Below are 20,456 nucleotides of genomic sequence, written 5' to 3'. Positions count from 1 at the left end.
AAATCGCCCACACCTTGCCACCAAGATGTGGGCTTTCCTATGCTTTCTTCCGCCGTAGATCATGTGGCTAACGATTTGTTGGCTATGGATTTTTTGATTCGCGCACGGTGTTTGATTACGCATTAGGACTTGGCTTTATCATAGATCCGGTATTTGTTGAAATTCAATTTTTTTATAATAATGAAGTGGCTTCTCGGGCCGTCTTTGTTATTTTTCATTGCCATGACGACCTTCGTTAACCAATAAGAACAGTATGCAACGGCCAAATCAATCAGAAACAAATGAAAATAGTTCATCCCTTTGCGAACCTGCAAGATACCAACGGAACTCGATACTACGGCAAATCCGTATGCAAACAGACCACTTAGCAGCACAGAATAAAGGTAGAAGTTTTTATTATGATTTAAGCAATACTGGTACAAAAGAAGGAAGGAGACGGGCAAGAGCGAAGCGGTTACGCTCAATCCGAACGGTAAAAACGGAGCAAGCATATACGTGTGCACAAAATAATTGTTGAGCTCCAATGTCATGTCTACATAAGTCCAAAGCAAATGGACGGTATACCCGTAAAACAAAACCTCAAGTATTCTTTTGCGGTCGAGTGTAAAATAAAGCACTACCAGCGGGAGCACTAACATAGCCGCTACGATCCAAAATTGCCATGTTCCCATGTGGGAATAATGGTGCCAATACGAACGCAGTAATGCGCTGACTTCTTCCTTTCTTTCGTAAACCCGGTTCCAATACTCCTGCTTATTCATAAAAATCCTCCAAGAAAGAAACTTTTTCCGTATTATTCCTTCAGGCGGATGGATTTATTCCTCGACGCTCTGAACATAGAGGCCTTCGTATTTCAATATTTCATAAATAAAAAAAGAGACTCGCCAACGGGGCGAGCCTAAAGGTGTATATATTAAAAAGGGGGTCTTGGCTATTATTTTACACCCCTAATATGTTAAAACGGTAACAGAAATATTTCATTTGTGTAACAAATGTGAAGGCGCTGCCATACAGTTACAATGCAATTTGTCCCATCCGATCTATTCGTCCGAATTAATTGATAAAGCTTCTCAAATCAGTGATAATCCCTCTCAAATGCCTGAAAATCGCTCTCAATTAAACTATTTGCCAAAATTCCGGCCTTGACGTATAATCCGTTAAAGAGAGAAACATCCATAAGGTCAGGTGAGAACCATGTACGATTACCACCATTTACATCACGTCAAAGAACAGACCAAATCCAAAAAGGCATTGTGGGTTACGCTGATTCTGACTGCTTTTTTTACCGTTGTTGAAATCATCGGCGGCATCCTCTCCAATTCGCTTGCGCTGCTGTCCGATTCGGCGCATATGATATCCGACGTGATCGCGCTCGGTTTGAGCATGATCGCCATCTATTTGGCGACGCACCCGCCGAACGCCAAATTTACGTTCGGATACTTGCGGTTTGAAATTATCGCTTCGTTCTTAAACGGCCTTGCCCTCGCGATCATTGCCGTCGGCATATTCATTGAAGGTGTTCGCCGCTTTATTCATCCGGAGCCAATCGATTTCAAGCTGATGCTCATCATTGCTTCGATCGGCTTCATAGTGAATCTGGTGCTCACGCTCGTGCTCAGCCGCAGCATCAAGGAAGAAGAAAACTTGAACGTCCAAAGCGCCTTATGGCATTTCATCGGGGACTTGCTGAGCTCGGCCGGCGTCATTGTTTCGGCGATCATCATTTACTACACCGCCTATCAATGGGTCGATCCGCTGATCAGTATGGTGATCGGCGGCATCATCTTTGTCGGCGGCTCCAAAATCATTAAAGAATCGTATTTGATCTTGATGGAATCCGTGCCGGAGCGGTTCAATCTCGATGAAATCCGCGCAGACATCGGAAAAGTGGAAGGCGTCGAAGACGTCCACGAAATGCACCTTTGGGCCATCTCAAGCGACCATTATTCGCTAACGGCGCACGTATTCATCGACGATAAAATTCAGCCGTTCTGCATTATATTGGCGATTAACGAAACGCTGAAAGAAAAATACGGCATCGAGCATAGCACGATCCAGATGGAACACGCAGGCATTCATCCGCACGGCGAGTACGGTAAAGAGTTCTTGCGCCATCGCGAAGAAGACAAAGCGCACTAAGCGATTTCGCCACCCACCGGCAATAGCATACGCAATAAAACAAACCTCCTGTCTCCGAACGCATGATGCGTCGAGTCCAGGAGGTTTATGTTTTTACTTGCGCTCGTACCAGTAGCCCGGGATGCCCCGTTCCAGGCGAAGCAGCGCTTCAAGGTAATAATAATCGCCCCAGATCATGTAATCATCCGGCGCATTGTTGCCTCTGACGCTATAGGAACCGTGTTCCAGCAGCCCTTCCGCGTCCGACTGTCCGATCGTGGAGTAGTTCTCAACGAGCGATGTCATCGTGCGATGCAGGCCGTCTTCCAGGAATGCACGATCCGCATCATCCGGCTCAAGATGTGACAGCAGTTCAAGCACGCCGGCCGCCGTAATCGCGGATGCGGAGCTGTCCCGCTTCGTCTCGGCTTTCACCGGCGCATTGAAATCCCAGTACACAACGTCGTCTTCCGGCAGACGCTCCAGGAAATAGCGCGCCATCCGCCGGGATGTTTCCAGGTAAAGCGGATTGCGCGTATAGCGGTACGACAATGCAAATCCGTAGATCCCCCACGCTTGGCCGCGTGTCCAAGTGGACCCGTCCATGTAGCCTTGATGCGTACCGCCACGCAGCGCTTCACCGTTCTCCTGGTTGAAATAGAACGTGTGGTAGGAAGAATCGTCGCCGCGCACCAGGAAACGGCGGGACAAGTCGGCATGAATGACGGCTGCGTCGCGGTAAGATTCATTCCCGGTATGCTCGTACGCCCAGTACAGGAGCGGCAAGTTCATCATGCAGTCGATAATGATCCGTCCGCCGTTGTGCTCGTCCCCTTCTTTGCCCCAAGCCTGAATATACTGCCCTTTCGGTCTCCAGCGCTTCATCAGGACGTCAGCCGCTTGCAGCGTAAGCTGTTTGGCCGCTTCATCCTTCTCGATAATCCATTGCGCTTTCGAGGAAAGCGAATACAAGAAACCGATATCGTGATGATCCAAATGCCGGTGTTGATTCAGACGATGGCGGAAACTCTCGACCGTGCGGACAGCCGCCTTTTTAAACGTTTCATCCTGCGTGTACTCGTAGCACAGCCACAAGATGCCGGACCAGAACCCGTCCGTCCAATCGGTATTGTCGTTCAGCAAATAACTTCCGTTTTTGCTCACATGCGGGAACAAGTCCCCGTACCGCTCGATGTTCGCTTTCGTTTTTCGTACCGCGTCTTCAATCGCCTTTTGCCATAAACTCATGAGGACCAACTCCTTCGGATGGGTGGTTGACAACGGAGATCGCCGTAAATCTGCAAATGGATTTCCCCGCGTCAACTTGTGGAATATTCGTTTACCGCATCGCTGCTCATGCCCGCAATCCCTTTATCGTCCAAGCGTGGACATACGGGGAATAAGCTGCAGCGGGATGCGTATCTCCTGTTCATTCGTGGAAAAACCGGACGGAATGTCCCCATCCACCTGTTTCAGCCGTTCCGTCTCGCCCAGCTCCAGCAGCATCAAGCGGATCGCAAGCCGCACTTGCTCTTGATACGGAATATCGATCGTTGTCAGCGACGGATAAGCCAGCTTCGAGACCGGATCGTTGTTGATGCCGACAATGAGGTAATCGTCAGGCACCCGGTACCCCCGATGAAAGACCGCGGACATAATCGCGAGCGCGTCATTGTCGTCAAAGGCCAATATGCCGACAGGACGTCTTTCATCGGACTTCGCCTCAGCAACCACTTCGTCCATTAATTGATCCATGGATTTCGAATCACGAAACTCCACGATCTCGGACGCTACAGCTTCGGGCAATCGTCGGACCCCTTCGGCGAAACCGATGCGCCGCTGCCGGTCCGTGGCATGGGCCGCCGCCTTGCCGAAATAATAAAGCTTGCGGCTGCCACGATCATACAGATGGCGGACCGCATCGATACAGCCTCCGGCAAAGTCCAGGTTGACCGCGCAGACAGCGATATCGCTTGGCCATCCCCAGCCGTTGAACAATACGAGCGGCGTTCCTTCGCCTACGATTTTGCGCGTCGTTTCGTGCGACATCGCGAGGCCGTGGCAGAACAGCCCGTCCACCCGTCGCTGAAGCAGCACTTCGAGATGCCTCTGCTCGATCTCCGGATCGAAGCCGGCGGCGGAGAAGACGGACAAGTGGTACCCGTACAAATGCGCTTTGCGCTGCATTTCTTCCGCAAACCGGCCATAGTAACCTCCGAAGCCCGGCACAAGCATCCCGAGCTCATACGTCTTGCGTCGGCTCAGATTGGCCGCCATTACGTTACGCCGGTAGCCGAGCCGTTCCGCGACCTCCTCCACCTTCCGGATCGTGTCTTCCGACATCGGCACATTGCGGCGGTTCAACACATTGGAGACCGTAGCAATCGATACGCCGGCCGCCTCCGCAATATCTACGATCGTTACTTGCCGTTTGCTGCTCATGCGATGAAGGCAGCCCCCTTTTCACCAAAATCTATAATTTAAACGTTTAAACTCATTCTATACCTAAATAAATCCCCAGTCAACGCCTAAACAAAAAAACTCCCTTGCCCCGCCATTCGGCAGAACAAGAGAGTTATTGCACACAGGATTACATGCCGAGCCATTTTTTGAACAAGTGCTTGGTCGTATCCAGGTTCATTGCCGCAATGGACGTTGTCAGCGGAATGCCTTTCGGACAAGAGCGCACGCAGTTCTGCGAGTTGCCGCAGCCCTCGATGCCGCCTTCGGACATCAGTGCGTCCAGACGTTCTTCCTTGTTCATTTCGCCTGTCGGATGCGTATTGAACAAGCGCACCTGCGAAATCGCAGCCGGACCGATGAAGTCGGTTTTGTCGTTCACGTTCGGACAGGATTCGAGGCAAACGCCGCATGTCATGCATTTGGACAATTCATACGCCCATTGGCGTTTGGACTCCGCAAGACGAGGCCCCGGGCCAAGATCGTACGTACCGTCGATCGGAATCCATGCTTTGACCTTCTTCAGCGCGGAGAACATCCGTTCGCGGTTGATGACGAGGTCGCGCACGACCGGGAAGGTCGACATCGGCGCAATCCGGATCGGCTGCTCCAGCTTGTCGACAAGCGCGGAACAAGCTTGGCGCGGCTTGCCGTTGATCACCATCGAGCAAGCGCCGCATACTTCCTCCAGACAGTTCGATTCCCAGCATACCGGCGTCGTTTTCTTCCCAGCCGCATTCGTCGGGTTACGCTGAATTTCCATCAGCGCGCTGATCACGTTCATATTCGGACGGTAAGGAACTTCAAACTCCTCCGTATACGGACCGCTTTCCGGCGAATCTTGGCGAGTGACGATAAACTTCACTTTTTTGGTTGCAGTTGCGGTTGCTTCGGCCATGATCAATGACCTCCCTTCTTATCGGTTGTATAGTCGCGTTTACGAGGCTGAATCAAGGATACGTCGACTTCTTCCCACTCGATTTGCGGGCCGTCCGGCGTCCATTTTGCTTTCGTCGTTTTGAGGAACTCCTCATCGTTGCGCTCTGGGAATTCCGGCTTGTAGTGCGCGCCGCGGCTTTCATTGCGAAGCAAGGCGCCGAGTGTCATGGCATGCGCCAGCTCAAGCATGTTCCACAACTGACGGGTATAAGCGACGCCTGGATTGTTATACCGGGCGGAGTCGTTCACATTGATGTTTTTCCAGCGCTGCTTCAACTCGTTGATCTTATCGATCGTTTGCTCCAAGTTTTTATTGAAACGAACGACGGTCATATTATTGTTCATCCAGTCGCCGAGCTCTTTGCCGAGCACATAAGCGTTCTCGGTGCCGTCCAGCTTCAGGATGCTTTCATAACGATCCGTATGCTGCTGCTTGTATCGCTCGAATACCGAGGAGGAAATATCGTCGGTATGCTTGCCCAAACCTTTGATATATTCGATCGCCTTCGGTCCGGCCACCATCCCGCCGTAAATCGCGGACAGCAGCGAGTTCGCGCCCAACCGGTTCGCGCCGTGATATTGATATTCGCATTCGCCGGCGGCGAACAGCCCCGGAATGTTCGTCATTTGGTTGTAATCTACCCACATGCCGCCCATCGAGTAGTGAACGGCCGGGAAAATTTTCATCGGAATTTTACGCGGGTCGTCGCCCATGAACTTCTCGTAAATCTCGATGATACCGCCGAGCTTGACGTCAAGCTCCTTCGGATCTTTGTGGGACAAGTCGAGATATACCATGTTCTCGCCGTTGATGCCAAGCTTCTGGTCTACGCACACGGAGAAAATTTCACGGGTCGCGATATCCCGCGGAACCAGGTTACCGTAAGCCGGATATTTCTCTTCAAGGAAGTACCATGGTTTGCCGTCCTTGTAAGTCCAGATCCGTCCGCCTTCGCCGCGTGCCGATTCGGACATGAGACGCAGCTTGTCGTCGCCTGGAATCGCCGTCGGGTGAATTTGGATAAACTCGCCGTTGGCATAATATACACCCTGCTGATATACGGCGCTCGCAGCCGTACCGGTGTTGATAACCGAGTTCGTTGTTTTGCCGAACACGATCCCCGGTCCGCCGGTAGCCAAAATAACCGCATCCGCAGAGAACGTATTCACTTCCATGCTGCGCAAATCTTGACCGGCAATTCCGCGGCAGACGCCGTCGTCGTCAATCACAGCGCCGAGGAATTCCCAATGCTCGTACTTCTTCACGAGCCCGGCCGTTTCCCAGCGGCGCACTTGCTCATCCAGCGCGTACAACAGCTGTTGTCCTGTGGTCGCACCGGCAAATGCCGTACGGTGATACTGCGTTCCCCCGAAACGGCGGAAGTCTAGCAAGCCTTCCGGCGTACGGCTGAACATAACGCCCATCCGGTCCATCAAGTGGATGATGCCCGGCGCGGCTTCGCACATCGCCTTAACGAGCGGCTGGTTCGCGAGGAAGTCGCCCCCGTATACGGTATCGTCAAAATGTTCCCACGGAGAGTCGCCTTCCCCTTTTGTATTTACAGCTCCGTTGATGCCGCCTTGCGCGCATACGGAGTGGGATCGCTTCACAGGCACCAAGGAGAACAGGTCTACGTGAACTCCGGCTTCTGCTGCCTTCACGGTGGCCATTAAGCCTGCGAGACCTCCGCCGACTACGATGATTTTAGAATTCGCCATGTTCGCTTTCTCCCCCTTAACCTTTCGCTACTTTCGGCATCTCTTGGAACTGCGGATCCACGAAAGCCGACAAAGACATAATGAACATAATCGACATGACTACGAACACGCCCATCCAGACGTACGTGGACACGCGCTGCGCACGCGGGCCGACCGTTATGCCCCAGCTAACGAGGAAAGACCACATGCCGTTGCTGAAGTGGAACACGGCGGAAACGATCCCGATGCAGTACAGCACAAAATAAACGGGATTGCTTGCAATCTCGTTCATACGCATACCGATATGTTCCTGAGGCAGGCCGAGCGTAATTTGAAACCGTGTTTGGAAAAAATGCCATGCAACGAACAGGAACGTGAGTACCCCGGTAACCCGCTGCAGAAAAAACATTTGGTTGCGGAAGTAACCGTAGTTGTTTACGTTGTTTTTAGCCGTGTACGCTACATACAAGCCGTAAATCGCATGATACGCCAGCGGAATCCAGATGCCGACAATTTCCAAAAGCAGTACTAACGGCAATCCGTGAAGCCATTCGACGTGTTCCAGGAAGCCCTCATGACCGCCCTTGACCGCCGAATAGTTTGTCAGCAGGTGTTCGATCAAAAAGAACCCGACCGGAATGACCCCCAACAATGAATGCAGCTTTCGTGAATAATACGAGTTTTTGAACATTGAATTTCATTCCCCCCTTAAATTAAGGCTTGTCACCGCATCGTCAAAACCATCTACCATTGTACTCCCGCATGTTGGGAGCGTCAACCAAAAACGCTACGACTATTTTCCATGAATCGACATTCTTTTATGCAGGAATCGGCAAAACTTGTGAACAAAGAGTGACATATACATACTACTCCTGTTTCGCTTATAATGGAAGTGCTTATTATTTATAATAGCTTATAACTTACGTGCATATAGAGACATAGAGGATGTGTTTGTAATGGAACTGATCGATGTGTTCGCGACCGTCGTGGAACAGCAAAGCCTGAATAAAGCTTCCCTGCTGCTGAACATTTCCCAACCGGCGCTGTCTCGCAAAATCATGCGGCTTGAGGAAGAGCTCGGCGTACAATTGTTCAAGCGCAAAGGCAAACGGCTGGAACTTACCCGAGCGGGAGAAATATGCTACGAGCATGCCCTGGAGCAAAAACGGCTGGAGCGCAAGCTTCATCAGGCGCTTCAAGGCTTCAAGGCGAACACGGCACCGGCCAGCATCGTGATCGGCGCAAGCTTGACGACCCTGCAATCCACTCTTCCCGATTTGATTACCATTTATACGCGCGAATACCCGCTAACCGATATTAAGGCGGTGACCGGCAAGACCCACGAGATCGTTCCGCTGGTCAAGGAGAAGAAGGTGAACATCGGCCTCGTTGCCTCCAGCATCAGCGAGCCGGGACTTACCTGCGTGCCGCTGTTCAACGATCATCTCTGCCTCGTGCTGCCGGTCAAGCATCCGTTCGCCGACAAAAGCACGCTTACAATACAAGACTTGCATGAGCTGCCGATGATCTTGTTTTCGCGCGGAACATGGTACCGGGTGCTGATGGACGAAATGTTCCACCGCTGCGCGGTGCATCCTGACGTCAAGATGGAGATCGACTCGTTCGAGGCAATTACGCGGCTCGTAACGACCTGCGAAGCGGCGACGCTGCTGCCCGAGTCTTACTTGCGGCATACGTTAACGGAAAATAACCAGTTGACGGTCCGGTTTATTGCGGAGCTGGAACAAACAAAAAGGACGACCTCCCTGCTGTTCACAGAAGAAGCCGTCCACGAGCCGTCTATCCGGCAGTTTATCGACAAAGCGGTGCATCATTACCAAGCCGATTTTCGCGTGGATTAGTTCGTTCGCGGCCGGGCCGCGGGTTTGCGTTCCTCGAGCCCAAGCCTGCGGGCGACCGCGGCGGTCGTCCCGGCTTGAAGCAATATCGTGAGCAGCACCGCGAGGAACGTAACGGAGGCGATCACATCGGCGTATTTGACGCCGAGCCCTGCGACCATGCCGGACAAAGCCGCCGGAATGACGCCGGTTTCCCTCACCCAGAACATGAACACGATCTCGTTCCACTTCCAGTCCGCCTTTCGGTCGGGCAGCGCCGAAGCCAGTACGGTGAGCGGCCGGGCAATGAACATGAATACGGCAATGACGCCGAGACTTGGCCACAGATGATCGAGAATGACCGTGAAGTTCACCTGGCTGCCGAGCAAAATAAAGATCAGCATGCGCATCAATACGGTCGTATTTTCCGTGAAGTGCGCCATCTCATGCAGCTTGTCATTCAAGTCGAGCTTGAACAAATCGACATTGCCCCAGATCAGTCCCGCGGCGAAGGTCGCCATAAAGCCGCTCACATGCAGAGCATCTCCCAGCCAATACGTTCCCAGCGCCGTTACCACCAGGGCGATCGTCGCATAATCCCGCAAGTAGCCGAGTTTCAAATGCGCCGTGGCAAACGCAAGGATCGAACCGGCGATGACTCCCACCGCTATTCCCCCAAGCGCGGTCTTCAAGAATTCGATGATTCCCGACGAGACAGAGAATGCTTGTCCTCCCATAACGATGGCCAGCACCGAGAACGTCAAGATCGACCCGGTCGCATCGTTAAAGGCGGACTCGCTTTCCACCGTTTCGCGCACTTTGTCGCGAATCTTCACCTGCTTGAACACCGGAATCAACGTAGCCGGGTCCGTAGAGGAAATGATCGCGCCCAGCAGCACCGCGTAAATCATCGGCAAGCCGAGCAGGAAATGCGCCGCAACCGACACGGCCGCGCATGTGATCAGCACCCCCGGCACGCTCAGCAGCGATACGGTAATCCATACTTTGCGCAGGCCGGACAAACGGATGTTGCGCCCGCCGTCGAACAAAATGAGCGTCGACCCGACGGTAAGTATGAACTGGTTCGTAAAAGAAGCGCTGGACTCGCTTACCAGATGAAAGCCCGGGCCGATCAGCATGCCCGCGACCAAAAAAAGAGCGACGTCCGGCAATTTCAGCCAGCCCGCCACTTTCCCGAATAACATGCCCATCGTAAGTATAATAACGATCAAAAACAGAACATGATCCAGTTGCGCTCCGTTTTCCATGAGCTAGTCCTCCAATTAAGAAGCATCCGTCGAATAGTTAGTTAGTAACCCGAGGAATCAGTCATCTGGGATCGCTTTTGAATAGCCCGTTTATCATTACAGACTAACGGTTCACTTCATGCTCGAACGATTCGATTTGATCATTCGTCCCGATAATGACCATCACATCTTTTTCTTCCACAATATCACTGGCGGTCGGAGCAATTATAACCCCGCTCTTCTTATTAATGGCTACAACGCTGCAGCCGTACCGCGCCCTCGGATTCAAATCTTCGAGCGACCGGCCGGACAGCCGCTTCGGAACGGATATCTCAGCGATGGAATATTCGTTCGAAAGCTCGATATAATCAAGCAGGTTGGGCGATACCAACTGATGCGCTACGCGAATCCCCATATCCCGCTCCGGATAAATCACGCGGTCAACCCCCACCTTCGTCAGCACTTTGCCGTGCAGCTCCGATAGCGCCTTCGCCACAACCGTTTTGACGCCGATATCTTTCAGCAAGATGGCCGTCAAAATGCTAGCCTGCATATCGTCGCCGATGGCGACAACGGCGCAATCGAAATTGCGGATGCCGAGTGAGCGGATTACCTCTTCATCGGTGGCATCGGCCACGACCGCATGCGTGAGCTGATCGCTCATCTCATCAACGGATTCTTCGTCCCGATCGATGCCAAGCACCTCATACCCCAGATCGACGAGCTCCTTCGCCAAACTCGAGCCGAATCTTCCTAATCCGATGACCGCGTACTGACCACGTTTCATAATTTCTCTTTTCCCCTATCCAATCGTAATTTTTCCTTCGGGATACCTGTATAATTCTTTCTCCACCTTCGGACCGAGCGCATAAGCAAGCGTCAGCGGACCAAGACGACCGGCAAACATCGTTAGGGCAATCAATACTCTGCCGAAATCGCTTAAGTCCGGCGTCAGCCCGAGCGACAAACCGACGGTGCCGAAAGCGGAAGTGACCTCAAACAAGATGACCAGAAACGAATGATCCTCCGTCGTCGACAACAGCATCGTTACCGTAATGACGAGGAACAGCGCGATCATCGTAAGCGTAATCGCCTTCAAGATGCGGTCTTTGCCAAAGCGATAATGGAAAAATACGATGTCTTCCTTGCCGCGGATCATCGCGATCATCGCGCCGATCAGCACCGAGAAGGTCGTTGTCTTGATTCCGCCCCCGGTAGAACCCGGCGAAGCGCCGATGAACATCAGGATAATGATGAAGAACTGCGTCGCCTGCCGCAAGCTGGCGAGGTCAACCGTGTTGACCCCCGCCGTACGCGGAGAAACCGATTGCGTAAACGATGCGAGCAGCTTTCCGTACCAGTTGAGCGAGCCGACCGTCTTCGTGTTGGAAAATTCAAAGACGAAGATGACTATAGCCCCGACGAGAATCAAAATGCCCGTTGCGCTCAGCACAACTTTGGAATGGAGCGAAAGCCGTTTGTTCCGCTTGAACTCCAGCAAATCCGAGATGACGACAAAACCGATGCCGCCCAACACGATCAATGCCATCGCTACGAAGTTAACGATAAAATCATCGGCGTAATACGTCAGGCTGCTGAAAGGGCCGGTAACAGAGCCGAATAAGTCAAACCCGGCGTTGTTGAAAAAAGAAATGGCGTGAAATATGCCGAAGTAGATACCCTTGGCGGGACCAAGATCGATCGACCATCGAATCGAGAAGACGACGGCGGCGATAAATTCAATGGTCAATGAATAGCGGATGACTTTCCGGATTAACCGGACGATGCCTTCCATGCTTCCCTGGTTCATCGCTTCCTGCAAGATGAGCCGTTCCTTGAGCGAAATTCGTTTCTTCAGCATGAAAGCGAACAGCGTCGACATGGTCATGAATCCAAGACCGCCTACTTGGATCAATAAAATAATGACGACCTGCCCGAACTTGGAGAAAAACGTTCCTGTATCCACAACCACCAGACCGGTCACACAAGTCGCCGACGTCGCCGTGAAGAGCGCATCCAGAAAACGCAGCGGCGTTCCGCTTGCCGATGCGATGGGGAGCGACAGCAGCACCGCCCCCGTCAGGATGATCGCCGCAAAACCGATGACTAGGATTTGCGGGGGCGTCAGCTCAAATTTTTTTGCCGGAGCGTTCATGTTGCACCTCGACTCTGATTTTCGGGCAATAAAAAAGACACTGGAAACCCAATGTCGTCTTTTCAGGTTCCTGTAAAAGTTGCAACGGCATCGGCGTGCACACCTCGCCAATTGCAACGTAAGCCTACGAGGTTAGCTGACGGATTCGGATGTACAGTCACCCTATCAGCGGCCTGAAGCGGCTTCGCTGAATTCACCCCTAAACTCATGGTTCCCCCGTTTTCGTTAAGAAATTCGGCTTTATTCAATTGATATGAATTATAATCGTGTTTAGCGAGAAGTACAAAGTCGTAAATGAGTGAAATGTACAGGATTAAAGGAATATTAACGAAATGTAAGCGCTCCATTAGATACGGCGCTTCGCTTTGCTTCGATTATCCTCGTCACACTCGCGAATTCATTGGAATTCCGCGGCGCATGTATGCTACGTTTAATGAATATAATGAAATAATTCAATAAAAATGGAGAAGGAGCCCCCCATGCAGAGAAAACGGTCCGAACCCTCGCTGCTGCTGCTCGCTGTCCTCGGTTTGATCATGTACTTGGGCGTTATATTCATATCCCCTTTCATGGAGGGCGCCGACCGGCTCGACGAGAATAACATTGACAAGCCGTCCGTGACGAAGCAGCAGGCAGCCGACGCCGCATTGAAGTTTGCGGAAAGCCGGTTCCGGCTTTCGAGCGACGTCGAGACAAGCACGCTGTATCAATCGTACACGACGCGGAGCGGTTATTTGCAGAAAGAGCATTTGTACGACGATTACTTAAAAAAATACGGCAAACGCTTCCCGCTCGACTACTATGAAGTCGAAATTAACGATCGCGCGTCCGGCATGAACTATTTTATTGCGGTAAACTACAACACGCTAGCCGTGATCGGCTTTGAGCGGAACAAGCCCGCGGCGGCGAAAACCAACAGCGTGAGCCCGTCCGAGACGAACTTGACCAAGCTGCTGGAACAAACGATAGCCGAGATGGGCTATAACCCGGCGGCTTTTGTGGTGGAACAAGACAGTTCCGCTAACGGTTCATTTATGTTCAAGAGCAAATCGGAATCCATCGGGGATGCAAAGCTGGCACTCGTGATGAAGGTCGAAAGCGGCCAGACGACAGCATTTCGTCCCGCCTTTTCGATTCCCGGCTCGTACGGCGAATGGAAAAATGCCCAAGACGACAAGTCTGCGCTCATGACCCGCATCAGCATGCTCGTATCGCTCATGATGACGATAGTGGCGATTTGGATCGTCATTCGCTACCGCAAAGAAATCGGATTTTCCAAAGGCCTTATATTAACTCTTCTCTTTCTCGCCGTGTACATCGTCAACAATTTCAACATGATGCCTGCATTCCGGACAACCCACGGCAGCGGACCGACGGAAGCGGGCGCCATATTCTACTTGTGGTTTGTCAACATATTCGTGTTCTTGATGGGGTTATCGACGTATTTCACGCTTTCCGCGGGCCGGCATATGTGGCTGGACCATGGATGGAGCGCATGGCCCGTATGGAAGGATCAAATATTCGGAGATCATGTGCGAACGGCCATGATTCGCGGCTATATGCTTTGTTTATTTCTGCTCGGATTGCAGCAGGTGATGCTTTTTACCGCCGGGGAAGCATTCGATGTATGGGCTGTCAGCGACCCGGCCGATTCCGTGTACAACATGGTATATCCCGCCTTATTCCCGCTGATGGCGTGGGCCGCGGCGATCTCGGAAGAAGCGGTTTACAGGCTGTTCGGCATCGCGCTGTTCCTGAAACTGACACGCAACCGGTTTCTGGCGGTACTGCTGCCGAGCGTCATCTGGGCCGCAAGTCATACGCAATATCCGATATATCCGGTATATACCCGGCTCGTGGAAGTAACCGTGATCGGCTTAATATTCGGATGGGCTTTCCTCCGCTACGGCTTCCTCACCGTTATTTTCGCCCATGCCGCCATGGACAGCATTTTGATGGGGCTGTCGCTCATGTACATGGGCGAGCCGCTGCAGGTGCTGACCGGCATAGTTTACTTGGCCGTTCCGGCGCTCATCGGCTGGCTGCTATCTTGGCTGCACCGCACTTATTCAGGCGGCCGTTACCGGCCGGTGCCGCGGTAACCAAATGCACGACAAAAAGGCAGACGTATTACACGTCTGCCTCTAACGTTTCCACGGCTTCTCCGTCCGAAACCGTATCGTTTTCCGTTTGATCCGCTGCACCTTCCGGCTGATCCGGATTCGGAGACGTTAAAGCCTGCAATATTTGCGAAGCCAGCTTTTCTCCGATGCCAAGAGGCTTAAAGTCTTCGACTGCAGCCTCTTTTATTTTTTTCAGCGAGCCGAAATGCTTAAGCAGCGCCTTGCGGCGTTTCTCTCCGATGCCCGGAATGGAATCGAGCAAGGAAATTGTCATTGATTTGCCGCGCGTCTCCCGATGAAACGTGATGGCGAAGCGGTGAACCTCTTCCTGAATGCGCTGCAGCAAATAAAATTCCTGGCTGTCCCGCCGAATCGGCACGACTTCCGCCGGATCTCCGATCATCAGCTGCGCCGTCTTATGCTTCGCGTCTTTCACCAAGCCGCAAACGGGAATATACAGGCCAAGCTCGTTCTCCAGCACGTCGACCGCTGCGGAAATTTGTCCCCGGCCTCCGTCGATGACGACAAGATCGGGCATCGGCAGCCCTTCCTTCAAGACGCGCTCGTACCTTCGGCGTACAACCTCGCGCATCGTCTCATAGTCGTCCGGCCCTTTTACGGTACGAATCTTGTATTTGCGGTATTCCTTCCGGTCCGGCTTGCCGTCCGTAAATACGACCATGGCCGAGACCGGGGACGAGCCTTGAATGTTGGAGTTATCGAACGCCTCGATCCGATGAACGGTGCCGATCCCGAGCCATTCGCCCAAGTTTTCTACGGCGTTGATCGTCCGTTCCTCATCCCGCTCAATGAGGCGGAATTTCTCCTCCAACGCCACCCGCGCATTGTCGCAGGCCATCCCTACCATATTTTTTTTCAAACCTCGTCGCGGGAAATGCACTTTCACCTTCAGCCAGCTCTCTAGCGCTTCTTTGACATCCGCTTTCGCCTCGGACGGCTTGCCGGCATCGTCTTCTGCTACCGCTTCCGACAAAATGTCCGCTTGCATTTCCAACGTATCGCTCACCGTGTTCTGCTCCGCGGCAATATCCGTCCCGCTGCCTGCCTTGCGTCCATCATCCGCCGCATCCATGCGTTCTACCTTGCCCTCACCCGCCGCGATCTCCCCCAAGCCGCTCGCTTGATCTCCCGTGAAATCAGCAGTGGTCGCAGCCGTGTCCTGTTCGCCCGCAGGCATGAAGATTTCTTTCGGCAGTGCCGGGTTATCGCTATAATATTGCGTGACGAACGTCAGGAAATCTTCGTACGCCTCGCCGTAATACGGGAACATCGTTGCTTTGCGTTCGATCAGCTTGCCTTGGCGCATGTACAATATTTGCACGCACATCCACCCTTTTTCCACGGCAAAGCCGAAAACGTCGCGATCGACGATGTCCGACGTATTGATTTTTTGCTTCTCCATCACGGCGTCGATATGGACAATCTGATCGCGGAACTCTTTGGCGCGCTCGAAGTTCAGTTCTTCCGCGGCCTCTTGCATTTTACGCGTCAGGTCCTGCTTGATCTCATCGTGTCCGCCGTTCAGAAACCGGCTGATCTCCTGCACCATTTTATCGTACGTCTCCCGCTCCACTTCATACTCGCAAGGAGCGACGCATTGGCCCAAATGATAGTACAAGCATACGCGGTCCGGCAGCGTCTTGCATTTTCGGAGCGGGTACAGCCGGTCGAGCAGCTTCTTCGTTTGCTGCGCGGCGAAAGCGTTCGGGTAAGGACCGAAATATTTCGCCTTATCTTTAAACACCCTGCGGGTCACTTCCAACCGGGGGTGCGTTTCATTCGTAATTTTAATGTACGGGAACGACTTGTCGTCTTTCAGCAGCACGTTATAGCGCGGATGATGCTTTTTGATCAAATTGCATTCCAAAATAAGCGCCTCGACGTTGCTGGCTGTAACGATATATTCAAAGTCGACGATCTCGCTAACGAGATGCTGCGTCTTGGCCGTATGGCTTCCGGTAAAATAAGACCGGAGCCGGTTGCGCAGCACTTTGGCTTTACCGACATAAATGATGGTTCCCTCGCGGTTTTTCATCAAATAGCAGCCGGGCTGCTCCGGCACAAGCGACAGCTTCGTCTTGATCGCTTCCAGCCGTTTCTTCCGTTCGTTATCCCCTTCGAAAATAGACATGCGGCTTCTCCCCTCCCCTTCCGCGACAAAAAAGCTCTTTTTCCAGAATACCAGAAAAAGAGCTTTTTCTCATCTGCCATTTGCAGCCGTTGCAACGGAGGAACAATGTTGCCGGTTGTCAAACAAATTTGCAACCGTTGCAACGAAGGAACGACGTTGCCGGTTGTCAACAAATTTGCAACTCTTGCAATGTACGATTAGCATTGCCGGTTGTCAACATTTTGCAACCGTTGCAACGTAACGTTGGCAGTTGCCACGCCACATTACTGATGGCGGCCGATTACGTTTTTGAGCGCGTCTTTGGACTGGAAGCCCACCACTTTGTCCACCGGCTGGCCGTCTTTGAACACGATCAGCGTCGGAATGCTCATTACGCCGAAACGGGAAGCGGACTCCGGATTGTCGTCCACGTTCACTTTCGCGATTTTCAAATTGTCGCCTACTTCTTTATCAAGCTCTTCCAGCACCGGAGCGATCATTTTGCAAGGACCGCACCAAGGTGCCCAGAAATCTACAAGAACCGTACCGGAGCCTTCCACTTCATTCGTGAAGGATTGGTCAGTTACGTTTACGATAGCCATGATTCATATCTCCTTTTTTGACGAATAATAAGAGTCAACATGTAAAGTATACCACAATGAGGTCCTTTTTCAACCGCGCCAAAGTTTGCACAATTGTCACTTTTCCCGTCCTTTACAATTGTTCGGGAAGTTGGGTATACTAATCATAATAAGATGAACTGGCACGCATTAAGGAGGAACGATTCCGATGACCGATTCCAAACATCCGGAGCTTCACGTATATGAGGAACAACGCGACGACTTAATGGACGTTGCAATGGGCTTTGGCGTCTTTTTTGCAGTTTTGTTCGTGATCGCCATCGTGGCCACGATCATTACGATTGCAATGAGATGATGAGAAACAAGAAGAGCCTTATCCGCCGATGATGCGGGTAAGGCTTTTTTTACGTTGTCGCTCAACGAAATGGCCGATACACAATGACGCATCCGAAAAATCGTGCGCCGGCACTCGCTCATAAATAAAAGAACCGTCCGGTGCCATGTCCGTCGACGGTTCTACCTATCGTATCCGCATGCAACCACAACGTCTATCGTCCCCGCTTATTATGACCGTTCACCGACACCGTCTCGACAAAAGGCCGGATCCGGTCCATGATGCGCCGTCCTTTGTAATCCTCGTCTCCGTCCTTGCTCGTAAAGCTGAAATGCTTCTCCAGCGCGTCAAGATCATGGTTGGAAGTAAAAAACGTCGGCTTCCGGTTCATCCGGTAGTTGAGGATCGCCCCCATCACATGATCGCGCAGCCACGGGCTCAAATTCTCAGCTCCGATATCGTCGAATACGAGAAGATCCGTCTCTTTCAGCACATCGATCGTTTCCTTCAGCTTCAGCGGCTCGTCGAACATCGATTTCAAATCTTCGACAAAATCGGGCATGTACACGATCGCCCCGGTGTATCCGTCCTTCGCAAGCTCGTACAGCATGTAGCACATCAAGAACGTTTTGCCGGTTCCGAATTGGCCTGCCAAATAAAGTCCGTTCTTCTGCAGGCCGTCTTCCCGCATTTTGAAAATGTAATCGATCACTTGCCCGACCGCTTCCTCCCGTTCCGGGTCCTTGTCCAATATTTCAAGGGACGAATACCCTTGCGAAAGCGCCCGCTCGTCGACGTAGAAGCTGCGAATCCGGCTGCGCACCGCATCCTGCGTCGCTTTGGCCAAATACTTTTTGCACGCGACCTTCTGGTCGAACACCCGGGTCCGGTCTTCCCCCGGCTCAACCGAAAGAAGCGTATAATGACCTTCCAAATCGTTCGGGCAGCGGTCGAGTCCGGGGCAGTGGGTGCAGTTATTGAACTCCGTCACGTACTGATGCAGTTTGTTCAAATTCAGTTTCATCGTCTCGTTGTCAAGCTCCGGGTGCTTTGCGCGGAGCTTTGCAATCAACGGATTGGAAGCGACCTCGTGCAGTTTATCCTCGGCCTGCTTCAGCAGCTTCCGTCCTTGCATTCCGCCGCGCAGCAGCGCTCCTAACGATTCCATAACCGAACCTCCCTTAGCTCATGATGTGCAGACGGTCCGTGCCGCTATATTTTGCCGTCGAGCTGCTGTGCTTTTTTCCGCAGTGCTTCCCGTTCCGCCGCCGTTCGCTGCCTTGCGGACGGCGCATCCTGCACGATCGGGATCACGGGCTTCTGCCGCCCGCGCACGCCTCCGCGGCTCCCCGCCTTGCCGTAACCCGCCGCGCTCTGCTGCGTGCCGCGGGAAGATTTCTTTTCCTGGTACATCATCTGCTCGCGAATATACGTGACGGCCTGCTCGAACGAACTGACTTGCTTGCCGAGCATATCCGTCACGCTGAATTCGATCGACGTTTTGGACCATGACCGTTTGTTCGTATAAATAAAATGAATCAGGACATTAATGACTTCTTCCTTCAAGCCGTAATTCAAATCGACCTTCGCCAGCGTATCCAGCAAACCGTCGGGAACCGAGCCTTTGGAAAAAATTTTTTCCAGCAAATACGTATACGGCTCATTCCGCAAAATGTAGTTGTATTGGTGCTGATTGCATTCTCCTTGGAACAAATCCGGCACCTCGAGGTAAAACTCCATCTCGACAACCTTATCCTTCAAGGCGGACGAAGCGGATTCGTCGCTCACGACGCCCTGCTCGGCAAGCTTGGCCAACAGCCGGGTGCGATCGTCGGTGCGTTTTTTGTCCTGACGGAATACCTGGTTCGCCTTATGCTGCAGCAATTCCAGCACGATTCTACCCTCTTCGTTGAATACGCCATCCTCGTCAAGTAGCCGGCAAACGTCGGTAAGATATAAATTGTATTTTTTGGCCACAAAATTGATCGTCGCCAGCTGCTCCGATTCGTATTTCAACCGTTCGACATATTCGCGGTTCAGCGACTCTCTCGGGAAATGCATAATGATGTCGGCATACTGAAAACCCTTATTCGTCACGTCCGGTTTCGATTCCCCCTCAGGCTTCGTAACGGCCGATTCAAAAAACGCCCGTTCCAATTCATAATCGATCACCTGCGTGTTGAGCCGGAACAGCTCGTAGAACGGCACCGACAAATTTTCGGAATTCGCGTCCTTCAGCTCTTCCGCCGGGTTCTGCACCAGCTCGTCGCGAAGCGCGAAGACGGCATACTTACCGACCTTATCCCGCAGCAGTAGCGTCAGGTGCTGGTTTTTGAAAAATTCAACAGGCATCAGCGGTGCAAACAGCGTATATTCGTATACGTAATCTTCCGACGCTTCGGCAAACCGGCGCATCGTCTTTAGCAAACCGACCGCTTCCAGCCGCGACGTCTGCTCGATGAACAGCTTCCGTCCGCGCTCTCCGGATTCGAGCTCGAGCGCCAAGAACAGCTTGCGCTGCTGCTCGACGGCGGAGAATCCGACCTTGTCCGCCGGAAGCTGTTGAAACAGCGTATGGTATATCCCGATTGCATACGCGCCGATCATTGGCTGGTACACGCTGCTGAGCATTTTGTAGTCCATCGTACTAAGCGCAAAATCCCGTCCGACATAAAAGCGGTGATATTCGGAAAAGTGGAGCATATTCGTAATCCGCATTCGTGCAAAACTCCATCCGTGATTCGAGTGTTTCTCCATTTTACCACATTAATCGATAGGGCGGGAGAAGAAAAAGCTTGCTGTAAAATAAATAACAGGCCCGGCCGAATTCGG

17 protein-coding genes and 1 riboswitch are annotated in these 20,456 nt (G+C 52.3%); of the genes, 4 read left to right on the top strand and 13 right to left on the bottom strand.

Annotated features, from left to right (window positions below; genetic code table 11):
• Positions 1-122: 122 nt before the first annotated feature.
• Complete coding sequence (locus ACFQI7_RS20115) at positions 123-761, bottom strand: hypothetical protein (protein WP_230415179.1); 639 nt, start codon at positions 759-761, stop codon at positions 123-125.
• 433 nt (positions 762-1,194) lie between these two features.
• Here ACFQI7_RS20115 and ACFQI7_RS20110 point away from each other — a divergent pair, with 433 nt between their 5' ends.
• The gene (locus ACFQI7_RS20110; RefSeq protein ID WP_218100252.1) at positions 1,195-2,139 is read left to right on the top strand and encodes a cation diffusion facilitator family transporter; all 945 of its coding nucleotides are present in this window, start codon (positions 1,195-1,197) and stop codon (positions 2,137-2,139) included.
• A 93-nt stretch (positions 2,140-2,232) separates the two neighbouring features.
• On the opposite strand, the gene ACFQI7_RS20105 is transcribed toward ACFQI7_RS20110, so the two are convergent.
• The 5 genes from ACFQI7_RS20105 to ACFQI7_RS20085 form a co-directional block, all read right to left on the bottom strand.
• Entirely contained in the window at positions 2,233-3,366 is a 1,134-nt protein-coding gene (locus ACFQI7_RS20105) for a glycoside hydrolase family 88 protein (RefSeq protein ID WP_218100251.1), read from the bottom strand.
• A gap of 123 nt (positions 3,367-3,489) precedes the next feature.
• Entirely contained in the window at positions 3,490-4,560 is a 1,071-nt protein-coding gene (locus ACFQI7_RS20100) for a LacI family DNA-binding transcriptional regulator (protein ID WP_218100250.1), read from the bottom strand.
• A gap of 148 nt (positions 4,561-4,708) precedes the next feature.
• Positions 4,709-5,476: a succinate dehydrogenase iron-sulfur subunit gene (sdhB, locus tag ACFQI7_RS20095; protein ID WP_218100249.1), complete on the bottom strand. Its 768-nt coding sequence runs from the start codon at positions 5,474-5,476 to the stop codon at positions 4,709-4,711.
• A gap of 2 nt (positions 5,477-5,478) precedes the next feature.
• On the bottom strand, positions 5,479-7,236 hold the full coding sequence (gene sdhA / locus ACFQI7_RS20090; RefSeq protein ID WP_218100248.1) for a succinate dehydrogenase flavoprotein subunit: 1,758 nt from the start codon (positions 7,234-7,236) through the stop codon (positions 5,479-5,481).
• A 16-nt stretch (positions 7,237-7,252) separates the two neighbouring features.
• Positions 7,253-7,906 (bottom strand): succinate dehydrogenase cytochrome b558 subunit, encoded by a 654-nt coding sequence (locus ACFQI7_RS20085; RefSeq protein WP_218100247.1) that lies wholly within the window; start codon positions 7,904-7,906, stop codon positions 7,253-7,255.
• Between the two features lie 265 nt (positions 7,907-8,171).
• On the opposite strand from ACFQI7_RS20085, the gene ACFQI7_RS20080 reads away from it, so the two are divergent.
• Entirely contained in the window at positions 8,172-9,077 is a 906-nt protein-coding gene (locus ACFQI7_RS20080; RefSeq protein ID WP_218100246.1) for a LysR family transcriptional regulator, read from the top strand.
• Here ACFQI7_RS20080 and ACFQI7_RS20075 read toward each other — a convergent pair.
• The 3 genes from ACFQI7_RS20075 to ACFQI7_RS20065 form a co-directional block, all read right to left on the bottom strand.
• The gene (locus ACFQI7_RS20075; RefSeq protein WP_218100245.1) at positions 9,074-10,321 is read right to left on the bottom strand and encodes a cation:proton antiporter; all 1,248 of its coding nucleotides are present in this window, start codon (positions 10,319-10,321) and stop codon (positions 9,074-9,076) included. The genes ACFQI7_RS20080 and ACFQI7_RS20075 overlap by 4 nt on opposite strands.
• Before the next feature lie 103 nt (positions 10,322-10,424).
• Positions 10,425-11,087 (bottom strand): potassium channel family protein, encoded by a 663-nt coding sequence (locus ACFQI7_RS20070; protein ID WP_218100244.1) that lies wholly within the window; start codon positions 11,085-11,087, stop codon positions 10,425-10,427.
• A gap of 15 nt (positions 11,088-11,102) precedes the next feature.
• Positions 11,103-12,455, bottom strand: a complete 1,353-nt coding sequence (locus ACFQI7_RS20065) for a TrkH family potassium uptake protein (protein ID WP_218100243.1) — start codon at positions 12,453-12,455, stop codon at positions 11,103-11,105.
• Between the two features lie 106 nt (positions 12,456-12,561).
• Positions 12,562-12,705, bottom strand: a riboswitch (cyclic di-AMP (ydaO/yuaA leader).
• Positions 12,706-12,934: 229 nt separating this feature from the next.
• Between ACFQI7_RS20065 and ACFQI7_RS20060 the strand changes: the two genes are divergently transcribed.
• Positions 12,935-14,557: a CPBP family intramembrane glutamic endopeptidase gene (locus tag ACFQI7_RS20060; protein ID WP_218100242.1), complete on the top strand. Its 1,623-nt coding sequence runs from the start codon at positions 12,935-12,937 to the stop codon at positions 14,555-14,557.
• A 28-nt stretch (positions 14,558-14,585) separates the two neighbouring features.
• Here the strand turns inward: ACFQI7_RS20060 and uvrC are convergent, their stop codons facing one another.
• Complete coding sequence (gene uvrC / locus ACFQI7_RS20055; protein WP_218100241.1) at positions 14,586-16,730, bottom strand: excinuclease ABC subunit UvrC; 2,145 nt, start codon at positions 16,728-16,730, stop codon at positions 14,586-14,588.
• A 263-nt stretch (positions 16,731-16,993) separates the two neighbouring features.
• A complete protein-coding gene (trxA, locus tag ACFQI7_RS20050) occupies positions 16,994-17,311 on the bottom strand; it encodes a thioredoxin (RefSeq protein WP_218100240.1) in 318 nt (105 codons plus the stop codon).
• A 187-nt stretch (positions 17,312-17,498) separates the two neighbouring features.
• Between trxA and ACFQI7_RS20045 the strand changes: the two genes are divergently transcribed.
• A complete protein-coding gene (locus tag ACFQI7_RS20045; protein ID WP_218091730.1) occupies positions 17,499-17,645 on the top strand; it encodes a YqzM family protein in 147 nt (48 codons plus the stop codon).
• A 193-nt stretch (positions 17,646-17,838) separates the two neighbouring features.
• On the opposite strand, the gene dnaI is transcribed toward ACFQI7_RS20045, so the two are convergent.
• Together dnaI and ACFQI7_RS20035 are read right to left on the bottom strand one after the other, a co-directional pair.
• Entirely contained in the window at positions 17,839-18,792 is a 954-nt protein-coding gene (dnaI, locus tag ACFQI7_RS20040) for a primosomal protein DnaI (protein WP_218100239.1), read from the bottom strand.
• A 44-nt stretch (positions 18,793-18,836) separates the two neighbouring features.
• Positions 18,837-20,342 carry a replication initiation and membrane attachment family protein gene (locus ACFQI7_RS20035; protein ID WP_218100238.1) on the bottom strand — a complete coding sequence of 502 codons (1,506 nt, stop codon included), beginning with the start codon at positions 20,340-20,342 and terminating at the stop codon, positions 18,837-18,839.
• Positions 20,343-20,456: the final 114 nt, after the last annotated feature.

The organism is Paenibacillus allorhizosphaerae, assembly GCF_042659105.1.
Lineage (GTDB): Bacteria > Bacillota > Bacilli > Paenibacillales > NBRC-103111 > Paenibacillus_G > Paenibacillus_G allorhizosphaerae.
The sequence above is the reverse complement of the archived record's forward strand: the minus strand, read 5'-3'. Positions and strand labels throughout refer to the sequence as shown.